This is a genomic window from Streptomyces sp. CWNU-52B (assembly GCF_047444975.1).
In the GTDB taxonomy this organism is placed as follows: Bacteria; Actinomycetota; Actinomycetes; order Streptomycetales; family Streptomycetaceae; genus Streptomyces.
This window is the reverse complement of sequence record NZ_JBLFJV010000005.1, coordinates 478,821-498,389: the sequence shown is the minus strand read 5'-3', so window position 1 is coordinate 498,389 and position 19,569 is coordinate 478,821. Positions and strand designations below refer to the sequence as shown.

The 19,569-nt window shown below is 72.7% G+C and carries 18 protein-coding genes; 13 read left to right on the top strand and 5 right to left on the bottom strand.

Features of this window, described 5'->3' with window-relative positions; genetic code table 11:
- Window positions 1-2 precede the first annotated feature (2 nt).
- Complete coding sequence (locus tag ACLVWQ_RS05070) at window positions 3-398, top strand: TOBE domain-containing protein (RefSeq protein WP_414106930.1); 396 nt, start codon at window positions 3-5, stop codon at window positions 396-398.
- 35 nt (window positions 399-433) lie between these two features.
- Here ACLVWQ_RS05070 and ACLVWQ_RS05065 read toward each other — a convergent pair whose 3' ends face one another.
- Window positions 434-1,798: a methyltransferase domain-containing protein gene (locus tag ACLVWQ_RS05065; RefSeq protein WP_414106929.1), complete on the bottom strand. Its 1,365-nt coding sequence runs from the start codon at window positions 1,796-1,798 to the stop codon at window positions 434-436.
- Window positions 1,795-2,283, bottom strand: a complete 489-nt coding sequence (locus ACLVWQ_RS05060) for a molybdopterin-dependent oxidoreductase (RefSeq protein WP_414106928.1) — start codon at window positions 2,281-2,283, stop codon at window positions 1,795-1,797. Before ACLVWQ_RS05060 ends, ACLVWQ_RS05065 begins: the two co-directional genes overlap by 4 nt.
- 138 nt (window positions 2,284-2,421) lie before the next feature.
- On the opposite strand from ACLVWQ_RS05060, the gene ACLVWQ_RS05055 reads away from it, so the two are divergent.
- The 5 genes from ACLVWQ_RS05055 to ACLVWQ_RS05035 all read left to right on the top strand — a co-directional run bounded on the left by ACLVWQ_RS05055 (window position 2,422) and on the right by ACLVWQ_RS05035 (window position 6,439).
- Window positions 2,422-2,808, top strand: a complete 387-nt coding sequence (locus ACLVWQ_RS05055; RefSeq protein ID WP_414106927.1) for a TOBE domain-containing protein — start codon at window positions 2,422-2,424, stop codon at window positions 2,806-2,808.
- Window positions 2,809-2,867: 59 nt separating this feature from the next.
- Complete coding sequence (modA, locus tag ACLVWQ_RS05050) at window positions 2,868-3,695, top strand: molybdate ABC transporter substrate-binding protein (protein ID WP_414106926.1); 828 nt, start codon at window positions 2,868-2,870, stop codon at window positions 3,693-3,695.
- Entirely contained in the window at window positions 3,692-4,576 is an 885-nt protein-coding gene (modB, locus tag ACLVWQ_RS05045; protein ID WP_414106925.1) for a molybdate ABC transporter permease subunit, read from the top strand. Before modA ends, modB begins: the two co-directional genes overlap by 4 nt.
- Complete coding sequence (locus tag ACLVWQ_RS05040; protein WP_414106924.1) at window positions 4,573-5,718, top strand: ABC transporter ATP-binding protein; 1,146 nt, start codon at window positions 4,573-4,575, stop codon at window positions 5,716-5,718. The genes modB and ACLVWQ_RS05040 overlap by 4 nt, the downstream gene beginning before the upstream one ends.
- Window positions 5,719-6,019: 301 nt before the next feature.
- A complete protein-coding gene (locus ACLVWQ_RS05035; RefSeq protein ID WP_414106923.1) occupies window positions 6,020-6,439 on the top strand; it encodes a TOBE domain-containing protein in 420 nt (139 codons plus the stop codon).
- A 161-nt stretch (window positions 6,440-6,600) separates the two neighbouring features.
- Here ACLVWQ_RS05035 and ACLVWQ_RS05030 read toward each other — a convergent pair whose 3' ends face one another.
- Window positions 6,601-6,828 (bottom strand): hypothetical protein, encoded by a 228-nt coding sequence (locus ACLVWQ_RS05030; RefSeq protein WP_414106922.1) that lies wholly within the window; start codon window positions 6,826-6,828, stop codon window positions 6,601-6,603.
- A 557-nt stretch (window positions 6,829-7,385) separates the two neighbouring features.
- On the opposite strand from ACLVWQ_RS05030, the gene ACLVWQ_RS05025 reads away from it, so the two are divergent.
- From ACLVWQ_RS05025 to argG, 6 genes are all read left to right on the top strand, one after another.
- Window positions 7,386-7,904 carry an adenylate kinase gene (locus ACLVWQ_RS05025; RefSeq protein WP_414106921.1) on the top strand — a complete coding sequence of 173 codons (519 nt, stop codon included), beginning with the start codon at window positions 7,386-7,388 and terminating at the stop codon, window positions 7,902-7,904.
- Between the two features lie 411 nt (window positions 7,905-8,315).
- Window positions 8,316-11,534: an alpha-L-rhamnosidase gene (locus tag ACLVWQ_RS05020; protein WP_414106920.1), complete on the top strand. Its 3,219-nt coding sequence runs from the start codon at window positions 8,316-8,318 to the stop codon at window positions 11,532-11,534.
- Between the two features lie 207 nt (window positions 11,535-11,741).
- Window positions 11,742-12,887: an AI-2E family transporter gene (locus ACLVWQ_RS05015; protein WP_414106919.1), complete on the top strand. Its 1,146-nt coding sequence runs from the start codon at window positions 11,742-11,744 to the stop codon at window positions 12,885-12,887.
- A gap of 380 nt (window positions 12,888-13,267) precedes the next feature.
- On the top strand, window positions 13,268-14,440 hold the full coding sequence (locus tag ACLVWQ_RS05010) for a M23 family metallopeptidase (RefSeq protein WP_414106918.1): 1,173 nt from the start codon (window positions 13,268-13,270) through the stop codon (window positions 14,438-14,440).
- Between the two features lie 122 nt (window positions 14,441-14,562).
- On the top strand, window positions 14,563-14,970 hold the full coding sequence (locus tag ACLVWQ_RS05005) for a RidA family protein (protein ID WP_414106917.1): 408 nt from the start codon (window positions 14,563-14,565) through the stop codon (window positions 14,968-14,970).
- A 132-nt stretch (window positions 14,971-15,102) separates the two neighbouring features.
- Window positions 15,103-16,557, top strand: a complete 1,455-nt coding sequence (gene argG, locus ACLVWQ_RS05000; RefSeq protein ID WP_414106916.1) for an argininosuccinate synthase — start codon at window positions 15,103-15,105, stop codon at window positions 16,555-16,557.
- Between the two features lie 104 nt (window positions 16,558-16,661).
- Here the strand turns inward: argG and ACLVWQ_RS04995 are convergent, their stop codons facing one another.
- Together ACLVWQ_RS04995 and ACLVWQ_RS04990 are read right to left on the bottom strand one after the other, a co-directional pair.
- A complete protein-coding gene (locus ACLVWQ_RS04995) occupies window positions 16,662-17,792 on the bottom strand; it encodes a winged helix DNA-binding domain-containing protein (protein ID WP_414106915.1) in 1,131 nt (376 codons plus the stop codon).
- Between the two features lie 3 nt (window positions 17,793-17,795).
- Window positions 17,796-18,392, bottom strand: a complete 597-nt coding sequence (locus ACLVWQ_RS04990; RefSeq protein ID WP_414107396.1) for a DinB family protein — start codon at window positions 18,390-18,392, stop codon at window positions 17,796-17,798.
- Between the two features lie 109 nt (window positions 18,393-18,501).
- On the opposite strand from ACLVWQ_RS04990, the gene ACLVWQ_RS04985 reads away from it, so the two are divergent.
- Window positions 18,502-19,566, top strand: coding sequence for a helix-turn-helix transcriptional regulator (locus ACLVWQ_RS04985; RefSeq protein WP_414106914.1), 1,065 nt, complete (start codon window positions 18,502-18,504; stop codon window positions 19,564-19,566).
- Window positions 19,567-19,569 lie beyond the last annotated feature (3 nt).

Here is a 19,569-nt window from a genome sequence, read left to right as displayed (position 1 = left end):
GTATGCAGTCATACACGATCGGCCAGGCCGCGCGTCTGCTCGGGGTGAGCCCGGACACCGCGCGGCGCTGGGCGGACGCGGGCCGGATGGTCACCCACCGCGACGAGGGCGGACGCCGCCTCATCGACGGCAAGGACCTGGCCGCCTTCTCCGTCGAGCTGGCCAAGGGCGGTGGCGGCGAGGAGGACCCCTCGTACACCTCCGTCCGCAACGCCTTCCCCGGCATCGTCACCGCCGTGAAACTCGGTGACGTCGCCGCCCAGGTGGAGATCCAGGCCGGGCCCCACCGGCTGGTGTCGCTGCTGACCCGGGAGGCCGTGGAGGAGCTGGGTCTCGAGGTCGGGGTGGAGGCCACCGCCCGGGTGAAGTCGACGAACGTGCACATCGACCGGGCCTGACCGCACAGCCGAGCACAGGCGGCCTCCACCGGATCTCACCCGGTGACCGAGTACGAGTGCGCGCCCGTGCCCGCCAGTGCGCCGCCGTCCACGATGAGGTACTCCTCGCGGATCGGGCGGCCCGCCAGCCAGGACTCCAGGATCTCGCGGGTGCCCGCCGCGTAGCGGGCCTGCGCGGAGAGCAGGGCCGGGCGCAGGTTCTCCTCGGCCAGCGGGTCGCCGGGGTCCGGGGCGCGGCCGTGTCTGGCGGCGCGTTCGGCGCGCCCTGAGGGGTGGAAGAGCAGGAGGACTCCGCCCTGGGCTGCCACCCGGGCCCATTCGCGCAGGGCCGCCTCGGGGTCGGGGACATGGTCGACCAGGCCCGCGCTGAAGATGCCGTCCAACGATCCGGCCGGCAGCGGCAGCCGGCACGCGTCGGCCAGCAGCAGGCCCGTGCGGCCCTCCCGGGCGGCGGCCGTGAGCATCGCCGGGGTGAGGTCCGCGCCGAGCACGACGCCCGCGGCCCCGACCTCGGCGCGCAGCGCGGGCAGGGCACGGCCGCTGCCGCAGCCCACGTCCAGGACCCGCTGTCCCGGGCGCAGTCGCATGCGCGCGACGGCCGCGGTGTAGCGGGGTCCGTCGACGGCGAAGCGCTCCTCCCACGCGGCTGCCCGGGGCGTGAAGAAGGCGCGGGTCGTGGTCGCCGTCGCCCGGCGTGCCGCCAGGGCGGCGAAGCGCTCGAAGACGTCGTCGCGGTGCGGCGCCAGGGCCGTCAGCGCGGCAGGAGCGCAGTCCTGGAGGTCGGGTGCGGTGGCCGCCTCCCCCGGCGGGGCCGTCGCGAAGGCGTCGACCGCTGCCTTGTCCGCCTCCAGGTGGAACCGCACGCCCCAGGCGGAGCCGCCGATCCGGAATGCCTGGACCCGGTGGCGGTCGCAGGAGGCGAGCAGGGTCGCGCCGGGCGGGAGATCCACCGTGTCGCCGTGTCCGTGCAGCACCCGCAGCCGCTCGGGCACGTCGGCGAACAGCGGGTCGGCGGACGCGACCGGAGCCGTCCGCACCTCGCCCCAGCCGATCCGCCGGGCCGTGCCGGGACCGGAGGTGCCGCCCGCCGCCACCGCCAGCAGTCGCGCGCCGAGGCACACGCCGAGCACCGGGACCTCGGAGTCCAGCGCGGCGCGCAGCAGGGTCAGTTCGGCCGCGCGGGTGGCGAAGGCCGGGGAGTCGTCGTACGCGGCCATGGGCCCGCCCAGCACCACCAGCGCGGCAAGTCCGGCCGGCGACTCCGGGACCGGGTCGCCCGCCCAGGTCCGGCACACCCGCACCGGCAGCCCCGCCGCCGCCAGTGCGGTACCGATGGCGTACGGGCCCTCGTGGGGCAGGTGTTCGACGACCAGGACGCCCGTGGGCCCGGACCAGCTCACCGGTCCGTCCACGAGGGGTAGCCGCCGTCCACGCGGATCGCGTCGATGCCGCTGATGTGCCGGGCGCCGCAGCGGTCCTGGGGCAGGACGAGCTGAGGGCCCGTGCGGTCGAGCGGGCGGTCGTCGATGGTGGCCGCGAGCAGGACGGGGGCGCGGCCGAAGTCGGGGTCGATCTCCGCCCAGGACAGCAGCGCGTGGTGGCCGTCCCGGCCGGAGACCGCGATCAGGAAGCGCAGACGCTCCTTGCGGCGTGCGGGGTCGAAACCGGGACCGGCCGCCGCGAGGACGTCGTGCAGCAGCGGTCCGGTGAAGCGATGGCGCTGGACCCCGCTGGTGGCGCACTCGAAGCTGACCTCGGCCTCGTGCTGCGGCCAGGACAGCAGGTCGGACACCGTCAGCAGGGCGGGCCGGGAAACATCACCGACGAGGGCGAGTTCCGCGACCGGTCCTGCGGCCGTGCCGGCTGTGGTGAGGGACTGACTCACGGGTTACCACCTCCCGGGTGACCGTACCCGGACGCGGGTCCCGTGCAAACGCACATGCCACCCACCCCGAGCAGGGGTCCAGCTCATGCGAAGCAACAAGAGGCTTTACCCTCGCATCTGCGGCAGTATCATCAGCGGATGCACACCTACCGGATCGGGGACGCCGCCGCCCTGCTCGGTGTCAGCGCCGACACCGTGCGGCGTCTGGTGGACGGCGGGAAACTCACCGCCGGGCGCGACGAGCAGGGCCGCCGGATCATCCCCGGCCCGGCTCTCGCGGCGTACGCCCGGTACGCGCACCGGGCGGAGCGGGGGTCGACCGGTTCCTCGGCGCGCAACCGCCTCTCCGGCATCGTCACCGACGTGCTGCTCGGAGACGTGTCGGCGCAGGTGGAGATCCAGGCCGGGCCGTTCCGGGTGGTGGCGCTGGTCAGCCGTGAGTCGGCCGACGAGCTGGAACTGGAGCCCGGCGTTCCGGCCGTTGCCGTGATCAAGTCGACCAACGTGGTCGTCGAAAGACCGTAGACGGTCCGTCAGGACCACTGGTGAACGAGTCCGTCAGGACCAGAGGGAGTGGAACCGTAATGACCCGTACCGCGCGCCGGACCCGTCGGACCCTGCAGATGGCCGGTGCAGGCACCGCCGCTCTGCTGGCGCTGAGCGCCTGCTCGTCCTCCGACGACTCCTCGTCGGCGTCGGCCGACTCCTCCGCGTCCGCCGGCTCGTCGGACAAGCTGTCCGGCACGGTGACCGTGTTCGCCGCCGCCTCCCTAAAGGAGAGCTTCACGGCACTGGGCGAGGAGTTCGAGAAGGAACACCCCGGCACGAAGGTCACCTTCAGCTTCGGCGGCAGCGACTCGCTGGCCGCGAGCATCACGGGCGGCGCCCCGGCGGACGTGTTCGCCTCCGCGAGCCCCAAGACCATGAAGATCGTCACCGACGCCGGCGACGGCTCGGGGACACCGGCCACCTTCGTCCGCAACGAGCTGGAGATCGCCACCCTGCCGGGCAACCCCGACAAGATCGCCTCGCTCAAGGACCTCACCAGGTCGGGCCTGAAGGTCGTGCTGTGCGACAAGGAGGTGCCCTGCGGCGCCGCCGCCGAGAAGGCCCTCGCCGCCAGCAAGCTGAAGCTCACCCCCGTCTCCTACGAGCAGGACGTGAAGGCGGCGCTGACGAAGGTCGAGCTGAAGGAGGCCGACGCGGCCGTCGTCTACAAGACCGATGTGCACGCTGCGGGTGACAAGGTGGAGGGCGTGGAGTTCCCCGAGTCCGACGACGCCATCAACGACTACCCGATCGTCCAGCTCAAGGACGCACAGAACAGCGCGGGCGCCGAGGCGTTCATCGCCCTGGTCCAGTCCGCCGCGGGCCAGCGGGTCCTGACCGAGGCCGGGTTCCTCAAGCCGTGACCGTACCGATCGGCAAGTCCGACGCCGCGGCCGACACCCTCCGGGGCGGTCCGCGGCGCCGGCGTGCCCGCACGAAGGGGGACGGCGGACACCGGGGCGGCGGCCGGGGCGTGCCGCTGCCCCTGCTGGTGCCCGCCCTGATCGGTCTGGCGTTCCTCATCGTGCCGCTGCTCGCCCTGCTCGTACGGGCCCCTTGGCGCAGCCTGCCCGACCTGCTGACCAGCTCCGAGGTGTGGCAGGCGCTCCAGCTGTCCCTGGTCTGCGCCACGGCGGCGACCGCGGTGAGCCTGGTCATCGGGGTGCCGCTGGCCTGGCTGCTGGCCCGGGTCGAGTTCCCCGGGCGGGGCCTCGTACGCGCCCTGGTCACCCTGCCCCTCGTGCTGCCGCCGGTCGTCGGCGGTGTGGCCCTGCTGATGGCCCTCGGCCGCAACGGCATCGTCGGGAAGTGGCTGGACTCCTGGTTCGGGGTCACGCTGCCCTTCACGACCGCCGGGGTCGTCATCGCCGAGGCGTTCGTCGCCATGCCGTTCCTCGTCATCAGCGTCGAGGGCACCCTGCGCGCCGCCGACCCGCGCTACGAGGAGGCCGCCGCCACCCTGGGCGCCTCCCGCTTCACCGCGTTCCGCCGGGTCACGCTGCCGCTGATCGCGCCCGGCATCGCGGCCGGCGCGGTCCTCGCGTGGGCCCGCGCGCTCGGCGAGTTCGGCGCGACGATCACCTTCGCGGGCAACTTCCCCGGCCGTACCCAGACCATGCCGCTGGCCGTGTACCTGGCCCTGCAGAGCGACCCCGAAGCCGCCATCGCCCTCAGTCTGGTCCTGCTGGCCGTGTCCATCGCGGTACTGGCCGGCCTGCGCGACCGTTGGATGACCACAGGATGACCGAGATCCACGACGCCGCCCATGACCCCGCCCATGACCCCGTCCCCGACGCTCGCGCCGGCGCCGCCGCCGCTGCGGGCGCGTCCGCGAAGGGCGCCTCCGCGGAAGGGCTCGACGCCCATCTCGTCGTCGAGCGCGGCGCCTTCCGTCTCGATGTGGAGCTGACCGTCGCGCCCGGCGAGGTCGTCGCCCTGCTCGGCCCGAACGGCGCAGGCAAGACCACCGCCCTGCGTGCCCTCGCCGGTCTGACACCGCTCACCGGCGGCCGGCTGCGGCTGGACGGCGCCGCGTTGGAGCGTACGCCGCCGGAGTCCCGTCCGGTCGGTGTCGTCTTCCAGGACTACCTGCTCTTCCCTCATCTGACCGCGCTGGACAACGTGGCCTTCGGACCGCGCTGTCAGGGCGCGACCAAGGCGCGGGCGCGGGCACTGGCAGCCGAGTGGCTGGACCGCCTGGGACTCGGCGAACACGTCGGCGCCAAGCCCCGCAGGCTCTCCGGCGGTCAGGCCCAGCGGGTCGCCCTGGCCCGCGCGCTCGCCACCCGCCCCCGGCTGCTCCTGCTCGACGAGCCGCTCGCCGCGCTGGACGCCCGTACCCGCCTTGAGGTGCGTTCCCAGCTCCGCCGCCATCTGGCCGAGTTCGAGGCGGTCGCCGTCCTCGTCACCCACGATCCGCTGGACGCCATGGTCCTCGCCGACCGACTGGTCGTCGTCGAGGACGGCCGGGTCGTCCAGGAGGGTGCCCCCGCCGACATCGCCCGGCGGCCCCGTACGGACTACATCGCGCAGCTGGTCGGCCTGAACCTCTACCGGGGCGAGGCCGACGGCCACTCCGTCCGTCTCGACGCGGGCCCGCCCATCACCACCACGGAGGCCCTGTCGGGGCCCGTCTTCGTGGCGTTCCCGCCCAGTTCGGTCACCCTCTACCGCGACCGTCCGACCGGGGCCAGCGCCCGCAACCTCTGGCGCTGCGAGGTGGCGGGCCTGGAGACCCACGGCGACCAGATCCGCGCCGACCTCTCCGGGGAGCTGCCGCTCGCCGCGGACCTGACCACGGTGGCCGCCGCCGAACTCGATCTGCACCCGGGCGCGGCGGTCTGGGCGACGGTCAAGGCGGCGCAGACCCACGCCTACCCGGTCTGAGGCGCGCGTACGGGGCGCGTACGGCGCGCGAGACGGGACGCGCGCCGCCGCCACGGGGCCGTGACCCCTCTCCGCGGCGTGGGTCCGCGAGCCACGTCGGCGAGGTAGGTCTACGAGGCGTGTCCATGAGGCGTGTCTGCGAGACGCCGCCGGCGACACCCGTCGCAGATGCGAGGGGAACGAAGCGGGTTCCGGCCCGTCCGGCCTACCGTGGGCCGAGCGGGAACCAAACGCGACAAATCGACCATCGGCCCGCTGGCGGCCGTCGGCCGTCAGTCCTTCTCCTGTGAGGCGTTCCGTCATGAGCCTGAGCATCCGCAATCAGATCCCCGGCACCGTCACCTCCGTCACGGCGGGTGAGGCCATGGCGACGGTCAGGGTCCGCCTCGACGGCGGCCAGGATCTGACCGCGGCCATCACGCTGGAGTCCGTCGAGGACCTCGGTCTCGTCGAGGGCTCCAGCGTCCGCGCGCTGGTGAAGTCGACGGAGGTCGCGCTGGCCACCGGCCCGGTGGGGGGCCTGTCCATCCGCAACCAGTTGCCCGGCACGGTCACCGGGGTCACCACGGGCGGCGCCATGGCCTCCGTGCGGTTCACGGTCGCCGGGCGCGAACTGACTGCGGTGATCACCAAGGACGCCGCGACCGACCTCGGTCTGGAGGCCGGTTCGTCCGTGGTCGCGCTGATGAAGTCGACGGAGGTCTCACTCGCGACCGCCTGAACCGGCGACGACGGCACGCACTCCGTGTCGCAGCCCCGGCTCCGAGCCGAAACCCCGGCGGAGAGCCGGGCCCGGACAGGCCCGGCGGCGCTCACAGCGGTACGGGCCCACGCCGGCCCGCACGGCACGTCTCGGCTCGGCGACCACCGGGCGAGCCGCGGCTACGGTGTCGCGTCCCACTCGTGCGGGCGGCCGCCGCGCCACTCCACCCAGCCGGGGTCGTCGAGCAGTTCGGCCGGGTAGGACAGTCCGGCGGCCTCCAGGAACACGATCAGATCGTGGTCGGAGTGGGCGAGGCCCAAAATCTCGGCCCGGCCGTCACGGTGCACGCTCACCCGCCGACCGCCGCCCGCGGACGGCCTGTGCACAACGATCATCGCGTTTCCCACGGCATCCGGTGTGTCTCTTCCCCTCGGGTCGGTCGCCGCCCGGACCGGGCGGACACCTCGCCGCCCACGGTACTGCGGGACGGACGGCGGGACGGGTGGCAGAAGCGGTCAGCGTGCCCGGGGTGCCCCCCGTCGCCGCTGCGCCGGCGGGGGCGGAGGCGGCGTGAAGGTGTCCTCCTCCTCGTCCAGCGGCGGCAGTTCCACGGTGTACTGCGGCTGGAGGAACAGATCGTGGTGCTGCGGCGCTGCCGACGAGGCCGCCGTGTTCTGAACGGGACGTGCAGGGTCGCGATGCGAAGAGGCAGGCATCCAAAACCATCCGGAGTCGGGAGTCGCGCGGATCAGAGGCGGAGCTGTCGACCGATGACCATCGGTACCTGCCTACCTCGCGCGCGACTGCCCATTAGATCCTATCGGCGGCCGGAGAACGAAAGGGCGCGGTGCACGGAGTGGTTCGGATCGGTGATTCGTTCCTCCGGGAGGCCGCTCGCGGCACGGTCCGCAGCCCGCCGGGAGGCGTCCGGGCCGGTCGAAAAGTCGGCCTATAGAGTGCGTCCGTGCAGCGGATCTTGGTGGTGGGTGTCACAGGCGCGGGCAAATCCACGCTCGCCCGAGCGGTGAGCGAGCGCCTCGGCATGCCTCATCACGAGATGGACGCGCTGTACTACACGGGCCCCGGCTGGGCCACCGACGGCAGGCTGGCCGAGACGGTCGCACGGGTCACGGCCGAACCCCGCTGGATCGTCGACTCGATCGGCCGTCCCGAGGTCCGCCGGCTGCTCTGGGCCCGCGCCGACACCGTGCTCTGGCTCGACTACCCGCGGCGCGTCGTCATGCCCCGGGTCCTTCGCCGCTCGCTGCGGCGCACCGTCACCCGCGAGAGCGTCTTCGGCGGCAACAGGGAGACCTGGGCGGGCTGGCTGAGCAAGGAGCACCCGGCCTGGTGGGCCTGGTCCCAACACGCGGGCCGGCACCGGGAGATCGAGCAGCTCACGCATGATCCCCGCTTCGCACCCCTCGACACCCTCCGGTTCGCCCGCCCCGCCGACACCGCGGCCTGGCTGACCTCCGTGTGACCCGCCCGCCGGACGGCGTCGACGACGGAGACGGCGACGGCCGGCCCAACCGGCTGACGGCGTCCACAGCGTCCGTCCACGGCGAGCAGCGTCCCGCCGACGCACGGCGGGCCGCACCCCGAGCGGACCCGCGTTCCCCGACCGCACCCGGCGGGCTCCGGCCGCCCCTCCCCCTGCCTCACCTCCCCGGTCGCGCGCCTCCGGCAGCGCCCGTGGCCACACCCACGGCCACACCCCGGGCCGATTGAAACCGTTCAATCGCGTGCGCCCCTGCCGCACCAGCCCCCACCGAGGCGACCATCCCATCCGACGTCCCAACAAGATTGTGCTGCACGCTCATTGACCCCCACCACTCACGCCCCTACCTTCACCGGAGTGAATCGATTCATCCTTCCTACCTGAGGAGCCGCAGTGATCAGCAGGAGGAACATTCTGGCGGGTACGGCGGCCGCGATGGCCGCCACGGCCACCGCCACCGCCGCCGGACCGGCAATGGCCGCGCCCGCGTCCGCACCGGCCCAGGCATCCGCGCGGCGCAGCGCCCTGCGCGTCACCGCGCCGACCGTCGAGTACGTGCGACACCCCCTGGGCCTCGACGCACCACGCCCCCGGCTGAGCTGGCCGATGAGCTCGGACAAGCCGGACGCACGCCAGAGCGCGTACCAGATCCGCGTCGCCTCCAGTGCCGCACGCCTGCCGGACCCCGATGTCTGGGACAGCGGGAAGGTCGCCTCCGGCGAGTCCGTCCTCGTCGCCTACGCGGGCCCCGAACTCAAGCCGCGCACCCGTTACTTCTGGTCCGTGCGCGTGTGGGACGCCGGCGGCGGTGCCTCGGACTGGAGCGAGCCGTCCTGGTGGGAGACCGGACTCCTGGACGCCGCTCAGTGGTCGGCGGCATGGGTGTCCGCTCCTCCTTCGCTCACCGACGCGCCGTCCCTCGAAGGCAGTTCCTGGATCTGGTTCCCCGAGGGTGATCCGGCCGTCAGCGCGCCGGCGAGCACGCGTTGGTTCCGCCGCACCCTCGACCTGCCGGACGCCGTCACGGCGGCGACCCTGGCCATCAGCGCGGACAACGTCTACACGGTCTCCGTGAACGGCACCGAAGTGGCCCGCACCGACCTGGCGACGGACAACGACGGCTGGCGCCGCCCCGCCGTCGTCGAGGTCCTCGCCCAGTTGCGTACGGGCAGGAACGTCCTGGCGGTCTCGGCCGCCAACGCGTCCGAGGGGCCCGCCGGTCTGGTCGCCTGCCTCACCCTCCGCACGGCGTCCGGCGAACAGCGGATCCTCACCGACGACTCCTGGAGATCGACGGACGAGGAACCCGCCGCCGACTGGCGCGCCGCCGACTTCGACGACAGCGCCTGGCCCGCGGCGAAGAAGGCGGCCGTTTGGGGAGCCGGGCCGTGGGGACGGGTCGTCCCCGCGTCGTACGCCGCCAACCAGCTGCGGCACGAGTTCGCGCTTCCGCGCAAGAAGGTGGCGCGCGCCCGTCTGTACGCCACCGCCCTCGGTGTCTACGAGGCCCACCTCAACGGCCGCCGGGTGGGCCGCGACCAGCTCGCCCCGGGCTGGACCGACTACCGCGAACGCGTCCAGTACCAGACCTACGACGTCACCGCGCTCGTGCGGGGCGGCGCCAACGCCATCGGCGCGTACGTGGCCCCGGGCTGGTACGCAGGGAACGTCGGCATGTTCGGACCCCACCAGTACGGCGAACGCCCCGCGCTGCTCGCGCAGTTGGAGGTCGAGTACACCGACGGGACGCGTGAGAGCGTCACCTCGGGCACCGGCTGGCGGGCCACCGCCGGGCCGATCGTCTCAGCCGACCTGCTGAACGGGGAGGCGTACGACGCGCGCAAGGAGACCGCCGGCTGGACCTCACCCGGTTTCGACGACAGTGCCTGGCCGGAGGTGGTGCGCGCCGCGGACGACGCCGCTCCCCCGCACATCGTGGCGCAGGCGGACGGTCCGGTCCGGGTGGCCAAGGAACTCCCGGTCAAGAAGGTGACCGAGCCGAAACCCGGTGTCTTCGTCTTCGACCTGGGCCAGAACATGGTCGGTTCGGTACGGCTGCGGGTCTCGGGAGCGGCCGGGACGACCGTCCGGCTGCGGCACGCCGAGGTGCTCAACGCGGACGGCACCCTCTACACGGCGAACCTGCGGACCGCCGCGGCCACCGACACGTACACCCTCAAGGGCCGTGGCCAGGAGACGTACGAGCCGCGGTTCACCTTCCACGGCTTCCGCTACGTCGAGGTGACCGGCTTCCCGGGTACGCCGTCGGCGGGGGCCCTCACCGGCCGCGTCATGCACACGTCCGCCCCCTTCACCTTCGACTTCGAGACCGATGTCCCGATGCTCAACAAGCTGCACAGCAACATCACCTGGGGGCAGCGCGGCAACTTCCTGTCGATCCCGACGGACACCCCCGCGCGGGACGAACGGCTGGGCTGGACCGGGGACATCAACGTCTTCGCGCCCACGGCCGCCTACACGATGGAGTCCGCCCGCTTCCTGACCAAGTGGCTCGTGGACCTGCGCGACGGGCAGACCGCGGAGGGCGCCTTCACCGATGTGGCGCCCATGGTCGGCACGGTCGGCAACGGTGTGGCGGGCTGGGGCGACGCGGGCGTCACGGTGCCCTGGTCCCTGTACCAGGCGTACGGCGACCTCCAGGTCCTCCAGGACGCGTGGTCCTCCGTCCAGGCCTGGCTGACGTACCTGGAGAAGAACAGCGACGGGCTGCTGCGGCCGGCGAGCGGTTACGGCGACTGGCTGAACGTCGAGGACGAGACGCCGAAGGACGTCATCGCCACCGCGTACTTCGGCCACAGCGCCGACCTCGCGGCCCGGATCGCGAAGGAACTCGGCAAGGACCCCGCCCCCTACAACGACCTCTTCGCACGGATACGGACGGCTTTCCAGAAGGCCTATGTCACCGCCGACGGACGGGTGAAGGGCGACACGCAGACGGCCTATGTGCTCGCCCTGTCGATGGACCTGCTGCCGGACGAGCTGCGGACGGCGGCGGCCGACCGGCTCGTCGCGCTGATCGAGTCCAAGGACTGGCATCTGTCGACGGGCTTCCTCGGGACGCCCCGGCTGCTGCCCGTCCTCACCGACACGGGGCACACCGATGTCGCCTACCGGCTGCTCGGGCAGCGCTCGTACCCCAGCTGGGGCTACCAGATCGACAAGGGCTCCACCACGATGTGGGAGCACTGGGACTCCATCCGGCCCGACGGCAGCTTCGAGGACCCGGGCATGAACTCCTTCAACCACTACGCCTACGGCTCGGTGGGCGAGTGGATGTACACGAACATCGCCGGTATCGCGGCGGGCCGCCCCGGCTACCGTGAGATCGTCGTGCAGCCCCGTCCCGGCGGGGGTGTCACCTCGGCCCGCGCCACGTTCGCCTCGGTCCACGGCCCCGTCTCCACCCAGTGGCGGCAGCGGTCCGGCGGGTTCACGCTGACGTGCTCGGTGCCCGCCAACACCACCGCCGAGGTGTGGATCCCCGCGAAATCGCCGGACGCGGTCAAGCACGGCACCGCGGCGTTCCTGCGCAGCGAGGACGGCTGTGCGGTGTACCGGGTCGGTTCGGGCACCCACCGCTTCACCGCATAGGCCTCCCACCCGGAGTCCGCCGTCCGGAGTCCGCCGTCCGGTACGGTCCCCGGCCCGCCGCCCACGCCCCCGTCGGGCGGACGGCGCGGGCCGGGGACCCGGCCGGCGGCGGTCGCGCCGTGGAGCGCCGGCGTCCAACGCGCCACGCGCGCCATCGGGTTGGCAGGGGTCCGCGGAAGCGCGGTGGCGTGCCCATAGGGTGATCGCATGTCTGCCTCGTTGAGTTACGCCAGATCCCGCGCCGCGTTGCGCACATCGGCGCGTATTTCCGTGGAGCTTCTGCTCATTCTGGTGATGACCGCGGTGGCCCTGTGGCTCCTGGGCCGGATGTGGTCCGTGGTCTGGCCGCTCATAGTGGGCCTGCTGCTGACCACACTGACCTGGCCGCTGGCCCGCTTCCTGCGCCGGCACGGGTGGCGTCCCGCGCTCGCCGCCGCCACCGTGACCGTGCTCTTCCTCGCGGGCGCCTCGGCCGTGGTGGCGCTGATCGCCGTGCCGGTCGCGTCCCAGTCCGGGGAGTTGACCGACGGGGTGGTGGCGGGCATCCACAAGGTGCGCGAGTGGGCCGCCGGTCCGCCGCTGAACATCAGCGAGGACCAGATCGCGGTCGCCCTGGACGACGCGGTCGCACGTGTCCAGAAGAGCGCCGACAGCGTACTGAGCACGGTCGTCACGGGGGTGAGCACCGTGGTCAACGGTCTGGTCACCGCCGTCCTCGCGGTCTTCCTGATGTTCTTCTTCCTCAAGGACGGCCCGCGGTTCCTGCCGTGGCTGGCCCGTCAGCTGCCCGGCCGGCTCGCCACCGACGTGCCGATCGTGGCCGAGCGCAGCTGGAACACCCTGGGCGCGTTCGTACGGTCGCAGGCGGCCGTCGGTCTGATCGACGCCGTCCTGATCGGCATCGGCCTGTGGATCGTGGACGTGCCGCTGGTGCTCCCGCTGGCGGTGCTGACGTTCGTCTCCGCGTTCGTGCCGATCGTGGGTGCCCTGTTCGCCGGCTTCGTCGCGGTGCTCATCGCCCTGGTCTCGAACGGTCTCACCGACGCGCTGGTCGTGCTGGCGATCATCATCGTCGTGCAGCAGTTGGAGGGCAACGTCTTCCAGCCGATGATCCAGAGCCGCGGGCTCGGGCTGCACGCGGCGGTGATCCTGCTGGCGGTGACGCTCGGCGGCAGTCTGGCGGGCATCGTGGGCAGCCTGCTCGCCGTCCCGGTCGCGGCGATCGTCGCGGTGTTCTGGAACTACCTCCGCGAGCAGCTCGCCGAGCCGTCCCTGGAACCGGGCACGGACACGGACCCGGACACCGGGCCCGGCGGCGGGATGTCGCCGGCCGACGCCGTCGTCCCCTCCTGACGCTCCCGGCAGGGTGCCCGAGCCGCGAGGGCACCCCTGTCACCCGGCGGGGCAACGATGCTGCCCCTCGGCCGGGTCGGACTCCCGGGTCGACCGTCACGACACGGACTCGCGCCACAGGACGCGCACAGGCGCCCGGCGCACCGGGGAGGGCCGTACCGGGGCGGCCCGACCGGTCCGGCGCCGCGCGCGCCACGCCGTACCCCTGCCGGTGAAACACGCGGACGCGAAGTCTGCCCGTTCGGGCACACCCCCGTGCCTCCACGTCTCGTGATACCCACAGGGCGGCACGCTAGCGTGCTGCCCGTGAGCACCTTGACCCCCGCGAGACCGCCGTCGGCATCTTTACCCACCAGATGCGGTGCGCGAGGAGTACGCCCGTGATCGACGACCGGTTGGACGAGACCGGGACACCTGATCCCCGCACGGCCGAGGCAGTGGCCACCGCTCCTCGACACGACGAGGCGGGCGAGGGCGAGGGCCAGGGTGACGAGCCGTCGAAGCAGCCGGCCAAGCGCACCCGCCGCGGCCCCGGCCCGTTCACCCTGCTGGTCCTGCCGGGGCTGCTCGCCCTGATGGGAGTGGCCGGCTTCCTGGCCTGGACAGGCGGGCTGTCGTCCGCCTGGCCCGAGGGGTCCGACCCCGCCCCGGGCGCCTCGACCGTCGTCGACGCCTCGTACGTTCCCTGGCTCCGCAAGGCGGTCTCGGACTGCACGGTGATCAAGCCGTCGGTGCTGGCGGCCCAGATCGACCGGCTCTCCGGCTGGAGCAACGACACCGGAAAGCTGTCGGGCGAGAAGGGCATCGCCGCGTTCACCGACGCCCAGTGGCGGACCTGGGGCAAGGACGCCGACGGCAACGGGCGTTCCTCCCCCCGCGATCCGGTGGACGCCATGATGGCGCTCGGGCGACAGGACTGCTCCCTCGCCAAGAAGGTGACCGCCCTCAGGACCGAGGGAGTCGTCGCCGGTGATCTCACGAACCTCACACTCGCCGCCTACGCGTCGGGTGCGGACGCCGTGGAGAAGGCGGGCCGGGTCCCCGCCGAGGCGGACACCTTCGTCAGCGAGGTGAAGGCACAGGCCCCGCGCTACGAGTCGGTGGACCGGGAGAGTCCCGGCGGCCCCGTGAACCGGGCGCCGGGCGCCGTGCTGGCCGCGCCCGTGGCCGACCTCACCATCACCTCCCCCTACGGGTCGCGCGAGCACCCCCTGACCGGAGTGACGAAGCTCCACACCGGGGTCGACTTCGGCTCGCCGCAGGGCTCCCAGGTGTCCGCCGCGATGAAGGGCCGGGTCGTGTCCGCGGCGATGACCAAGGCGTACGGCAACCGCGTGGTGATCGACCACGGCACCATCGACGGCAAACAACTGCAGACGACGTACAGCCACCTGTTGTCGCTGCAGGTTTCGGCGGGCCAGTCGGTGGACGCCGGGACACCGGTCGGGCTGGTCGGTTCCACCGGTCTGTCCACCGGCCCGCACCTGCACTTCGAAGTGATTCTCGACGGCTACTACGCCGACCCGATCCCCTGGCTCAACCCCAGCGGCTGAGCCGCTGGGCTGCTGGGTCACCGCGAGGTTCCCCGGTCACCGAAAAGTGCGTTCTTCCATGTCAGCGGCTGCTCTCCTACGGTTCCTCAGTAACCGCAGGAGAGCAGAAGGAGACGCACGACATGGCCATCACCCTGGTGAACCCCGAAGGACTGCCGAAGATCGACGTGTACCGGCAGGTGTCGATCGCGAGCGGTTCACGGCTCGTCTTCGTCGCGGGGCAGGTCTCCTGGGACGCCGACGGGGTCACGGTCGGCGAAGGCGATCTCGCCGCCCAGGTCGAGCGGTCCTACCTCAACGTCGCGACCGCCCTGGCCGAGGCGGGCGGCTCCTTCGACGACGTGGCGAAACTGACCGTCCACGTCGTCGACTGGACCCCCGACAAGATGCCCCTGCTCCTGGAGGGCCTCACCCGGGCCGCCGCGAAACTGGGGATCACACCGATGGCGCCCGCCACACTGATCGGCGTGGCGGCCCTGGACGTACCCGAGCATCTGGTCGAGGTCGAGGCGGTCGCGGTTCTCGACTAGGGGCTTGTCCGGGGACCGGCCCCTGCCGGTCCTTGCCGGTTCCTGTCGGTCCTTGCCGGTTCCTGTCGGGCTCGGAAAGCCGGACCACCACCCCTCTTTGCATGATCATGCGAAGTCATGCATACTCTTCCCATGTCTAAGGTCCTCACCTCCCTTCCCGCCGGCGAGCGCGTCGGTATCGCCTTCTCCGGCGGACTCGACACCTCCGTCGCGGTCGCGTGGATGCGCGACAAGGGTGCCGTCCCGTGCACCTACACCGCCGACATCGGCCAGTACGACGAGCCCGACATCGCCTCGGTGCCCGGCCGTGCGAAGGCCTACGGTGCCGAGCTCGCGCGGCTGGTCGACTGCCGTGCGGCGCTGGTCGAGGAGGGGCTCGCCGCGCTCACCTGCGGAGCGTTCCACATCCGCTCGGGCGGGCGTGCCTACTTCAACACCACCCCGCTCGGCCGCGCCGTCACGGGCACCCTGCTGGTCCGGGCGATGCTCGAGGACGACGTACAGATCTGGGGCGACGGCTCGACCTTCAAGGGCAACGACATCGAGCGGTTCTACCGGTACGGGCTGCTCGCCAACCCGCACCTGCGGATCTACAAGCCCTGGCTCGACGCGGACTTCGTGACCGAGCTCGGCGGCCGCAAGGAGATGTCGGAGTGGCTGGTGGCCCATGAGCTGCCCTACCGCGACAGCACGGAGAAGGCGTACTCCACCGACGCCAACATCTGGGGTGCCACCCACGAGGCCAAGACCCTGGAGCACCTGAACACGGGTGTGGAGACGGTGGAGCCGATCATGGGCGTCCGGTTCTGGGACCCCGAGGTCGAGATCGCCACCGAGGACGTGACGATCGGCTTCGACCAGGGCCGCCCGGTCACGATCAACGGCAAGGAGTTCGCCTCCGCCGTCGACCTGGTGATGGAGGCCAACGCGGTCGGCGGCCGGCACGGCATGGGCATGTCCGACCAGATCGAGAACCGGATCATCGAGGCCAAGAGCCGCGGCATCTACGAGGCGCCGGGCATGGCGCTGCTGCACGCCGCGTACGAGCGTCTGGTCAACGCGATCCACAACGAGGACACCATCGCCCAGTACTACAACGAGGGCCGGCGCCTGGGCCGCCTCATGTACGAGGGCCGGTGGCTGGACCCGCAGGCCCTGATGGTGCGCGAGTCGCTGCAGCGCTGGGTCGGCGCGGCCGTGACCGGCGAGGTGACGCTGCGGCTGCGGCGCGGCGAGGACTACTCGATCCTCGACACCAGCGGCCCGGCGTTCAGCTACCACCCGGACAAGCTGTCCATGGAGCGCACCGAGGACTCGGCGTTCGGCCCCGTGGACCGCATCGGCCAGCTCACCATGCGCAACCTCGACATCGCCGACTCGCGCGCCAAGCTGGAGCAGTACGCCGGGCTCGGTCTGATCGGCACCGGCAGCCCCTCCGTCGGCGCCGCCCAGGCGGCCTCGACCGGGCTGATCGCCAGCATGCCGGAGATGCCGCAGGGCGGTGCCGAGGCGATCGCCTCGCGCGGCGAGGTGTCCGAGGACGACGAGCTGCTGGACCGCGCCGCGATGGAGTTCGGCACGGACTAGAGCGGCCACCGCTGCCGCGTACGAACGGATGGACGGACGCACGGATGGACGGGCGGGCCCGGTGCCGGGAACAGCACCGGGCCCGTCCGTCCGTCCGTCCGTACTCAGCCGGGCTCGGCGATCCGGACCCGGTCGCTGCCCCGGTCGTCGGCTCCGTCGCCCTCGCCGTCGGAGAGGAACGAGGCCAGCCTGCGGCCCTCGTCGGCCACGCAGGTGCGGTCGGCCCGGGACAGGACGCCCAGCGGGGTGACGGTCACGATGCCGTCCCGGGCGGTCCAGGTCGCGGCGACCCGGCCGTCGACCAGGACGACCCGCTCGCCGGCCACCGAGAGACCGCGGTGGGCGTCGTCGATGATCCGGCCCCGGTCGTGGTAGCCGAGGATCGCGTTGTCGAACGCCGGCAGGAACCGTACCGGCGCGGGTGTGCCGGGGTCGGGGCGTGGGGCGTCGGGCAGATCCAGCAGTTCCCGGCCCCGCTCGTCACGGAAGGCGACGAGCTCCCCGCGCAGCGCGCCGACCGCGGCAGGCAGCCCCGCGAGGCCGCACCAGGCCCGTAGATCGGCCGAGGCGGCGGGCCCGAACGCGGCCAGATAGCGGCGGACCAGCGCCTGGCCCACGGGGTCCGCGACGTCCGGCGACGGCGGGTCGATGTCGCGCCCCAGCCAGGAGGAGAGCAGCGCGTTCCGTACTCCCCCTTTCGTCCGCCACAGCCCGCGCGGTGGGAGCTGCGCCATCGGGACGAGGGCCGCGACCAGCATTTCGCCGAGTGGCCGCGGTCCGGGGTCCGGCCACCGCTCGGCGACCTCCCTCGCGAGCTGGGCCGACGAGCGGGGCTCGCCGTCGGCCATGACGGCCCGGCCCGCCGCCGCGAGCTCGTCCAGGTCGACCCCGGCGAGTTCACGGCGGTAGGTCCCGAGCACGCGTTGACGCAGCATGGCGGTGTGGCGGGCCCGCCAGGCCAGAGCGTCGTCGGCGGTGACCAGGTGGACGGTGCGGCGCATGAGGTGGGTGCGCACCACGCTCCGCCCGGTCAGCAGGCCGGACAGCGCCGACGGCTCGAACCCGCGCAGCCGCGACCAGAGCCCGACGAACGGCTCCTGCGGTTCCTGTGCCTGCAGACCGGCGAGGTGCGCGACGGCGTCGAGGGCCGGCATGTCGGCACGGTCGAGCAGCAACTGCCGGGCCAGCGTCGCGCGGTTGAGCGCCCGGGTGCCGAGAACAGTGAGCCCGCTCATCGCTCAGGAGGCTTTCTGGCCGTCGAGCGACTCACGCAGGATGTCCGCGTGTCCGGCGTGCTGCGCGGTCTCGGCGATGACCTGCGCCAGCACCCGGCGAGCTGAGCGCACCGCCCCCGGCTCGTTCCAGGGCGCCTGCGGCAAGGGGTGCGCCACCGCCAGGTCGGGAAGGGCGGCGACGACCTCCTCGCTGTGGGCGGCCACCTCCTCGTAGCGCGTGAGGATCCCGGCCAGCGTCTCACCGGGCAGCATCCTGAAGTCGTTCCGGTGGTCGATCGCCCACTGCGGGACCTCGCGTGCGGTGCCGGCCGCGAGATCGGCCCAGGTGACTCCGTCGGGCAGGTCGTAGCTCATCGCCGAAGGACCCTCGGCCACGAAGCGCAGCCAGCTCTCCTCGATGGACGCGACGTGCTTGATCAGCCCGCCCAGGCACAGGGTGCTCACCGTCGGGGTCTCGCCGACCTGCTCGTCGCTGAGACCGCGGGTGGTGGCGGTGAGGGCGGCCCTCGCGGCCGCGAGGGCCGCGAGCAGATCGGTCCGCTCGGCGTCGAGCACGGGGCGGGGCAGGGGCCGCGATGAGGTCGTGGCGGTCACAGTGATCGGATCCTTCTGATCGGCGGCATTGCTGTTGCTGTCGCTGTCGGGCACAGGACGACCATCTCAGCGGAAGCGGTCAGGATGTGTCCTCTTCTCGGGGCACCATGGAGCCATGCCGAAGACCTCAGCCCGACTGCTGTCCCTGCTCTCGCTGCTCCAGGCACGCCGGGACTGGCCCGGGGCACTGCTGGCCGAGCGGCTGGACATCAGTCAGCGCACCGTGCGCCGTGACGTCGACCGCCTGCGCGAACTCGGTTATCCCATCGTGGCCTTCAAGGGACCCGACGGCGGCTACCGTCTCGACGCGGGTACGGAGTTGCCGCCGCTGCTGTTCGACGACGAGCAGGCGGTCGCCCTCGCCGTCGCGCTCCAGATCGCCACCACCACCGGTGCGGACATCGGGGAGGCCGCGGTGCGCGCGCTGACCACCGTGCGCCAGGTCATGCCCGCGCGCCTGCGCCACCGGATCGACACCCTTCAGGTCACCGCCGTCGAGCGGCCCGCGCCCCGGCCGGCACCCCAGCTCGACAGCGGCGTGCTGATGGCGCTCAGCGCCGCCGTCCACGCCTGCGAGGTGCTGCGCTTCGACTACGCCTCGGCCCCGCCGTCACCGGCGGCGGCCGGTGACGGAGCCTCCTCCGTGGCACCGCCGCGCAAGGTCCAGCCCCACCACCTCGTCACCTGGGGCGGACGCTGGTATCTCGTCGCCTGGGACCTGGACCGTGCGGACTGGCGGACCTTCCGGGCCGACCGGATCACCCCGCGCGTCCCCACCGGGCCCCGCTTCACCCCGCGTGCACTGCCCGGAGGTGACGTGGCCGCCTTCGTGGCCGCCAGGTTCCGGGGGTCCGGCGCCGGTGCGGCCGCCGGTGACTGGCCCTGCCGCGGCGAGGTGATCCTCGACCGGCCGGCCTCCGCCGTGTCCCCCTTCGTACAGGACGGAGTCGTCGAGGAGCTGGGCCCTGACCGGTGCAGGCTCACGCTGGGCGCGTGGTCGTGGACCGCCCTGGCCGCCGGGATCGGCAGGTTCGACGCCGACATCGAGGTCGTCGGCCCGGCCGAGCTGAAGGACGCGTTCGCACGGCTCGCCCGCCGCTGTGCGCAGGCCGCGGCCGACGGGCCGGGGACGACGGGCCGGGGACGACGGAGCGGGGGACGACCTCTTACGGACCGGTGACGT

What these genes read in the sequence shown, in the direction of transcription:
- ACLVWQ_RS04995 (WP_414106915.1), bottom strand. Translation starts at nt 17,792, where the DNA reads ATGAGCGGGCTCACTGTTCTCGGCACCCGGGCGCTCAACCGCGCGACG.
- ACLVWQ_RS05040 (WP_414106924.1), top strand. Translation starts at nt 4,573, where the DNA reads ATGACCGAGATCCACGACGCCGCCCATGACCCCGCCCATGACCCCGTC.
- ACLVWQ_RS05005 (WP_414106917.1), top strand. Translation starts at nt 14,563, where the DNA reads ATGGCCATCACCCTGGTGAACCCCGAAGGACTGCCGAAGATCGACGTG.
- ACLVWQ_RS05070 (WP_414106930.1), top strand. Translation starts at nt 3, where the DNA reads ATGCAGTCATACACGATCGGCCAGGCCGCGCGTCTGCTCGGGGTGAGC.
- ACLVWQ_RS04985 (WP_414106914.1), top strand. Translation starts at nt 18,502, where the DNA reads ATGCCGAAGACCTCAGCCCGACTGCTGTCCCTGCTCTCGCTGCTCCAG.
- ACLVWQ_RS05035 (WP_414106923.1), top strand. Translation starts at nt 6,020, where the DNA reads ATGAGCCTGAGCATCCGCAATCAGATCCCCGGCACCGTCACCTCCGTC.
- argG (WP_414106916.1), top strand. Translation starts at nt 15,103, where the DNA reads ATGTCTAAGGTCCTCACCTCCCTTCCCGCCGGCGAGCGCGTCGGTATC.
- ACLVWQ_RS05055 (WP_414106927.1), top strand. Translation starts at nt 2,422, where the DNA reads ATGCACACCTACCGGATCGGGGACGCCGCCGCCCTGCTCGGTGTCAGC.
- ACLVWQ_RS05015 (WP_414106919.1), top strand. Translation starts at nt 11,742, where the DNA reads ATGTCTGCCTCGTTGAGTTACGCCAGATCCCGCGCCGCGTTGCGCACA.
- modA (WP_414106926.1), top strand. Translation starts at nt 2,868, where the DNA reads ATGACCCGTACCGCGCGCCGGACCCGTCGGACCCTGCAGATGGCCGGT.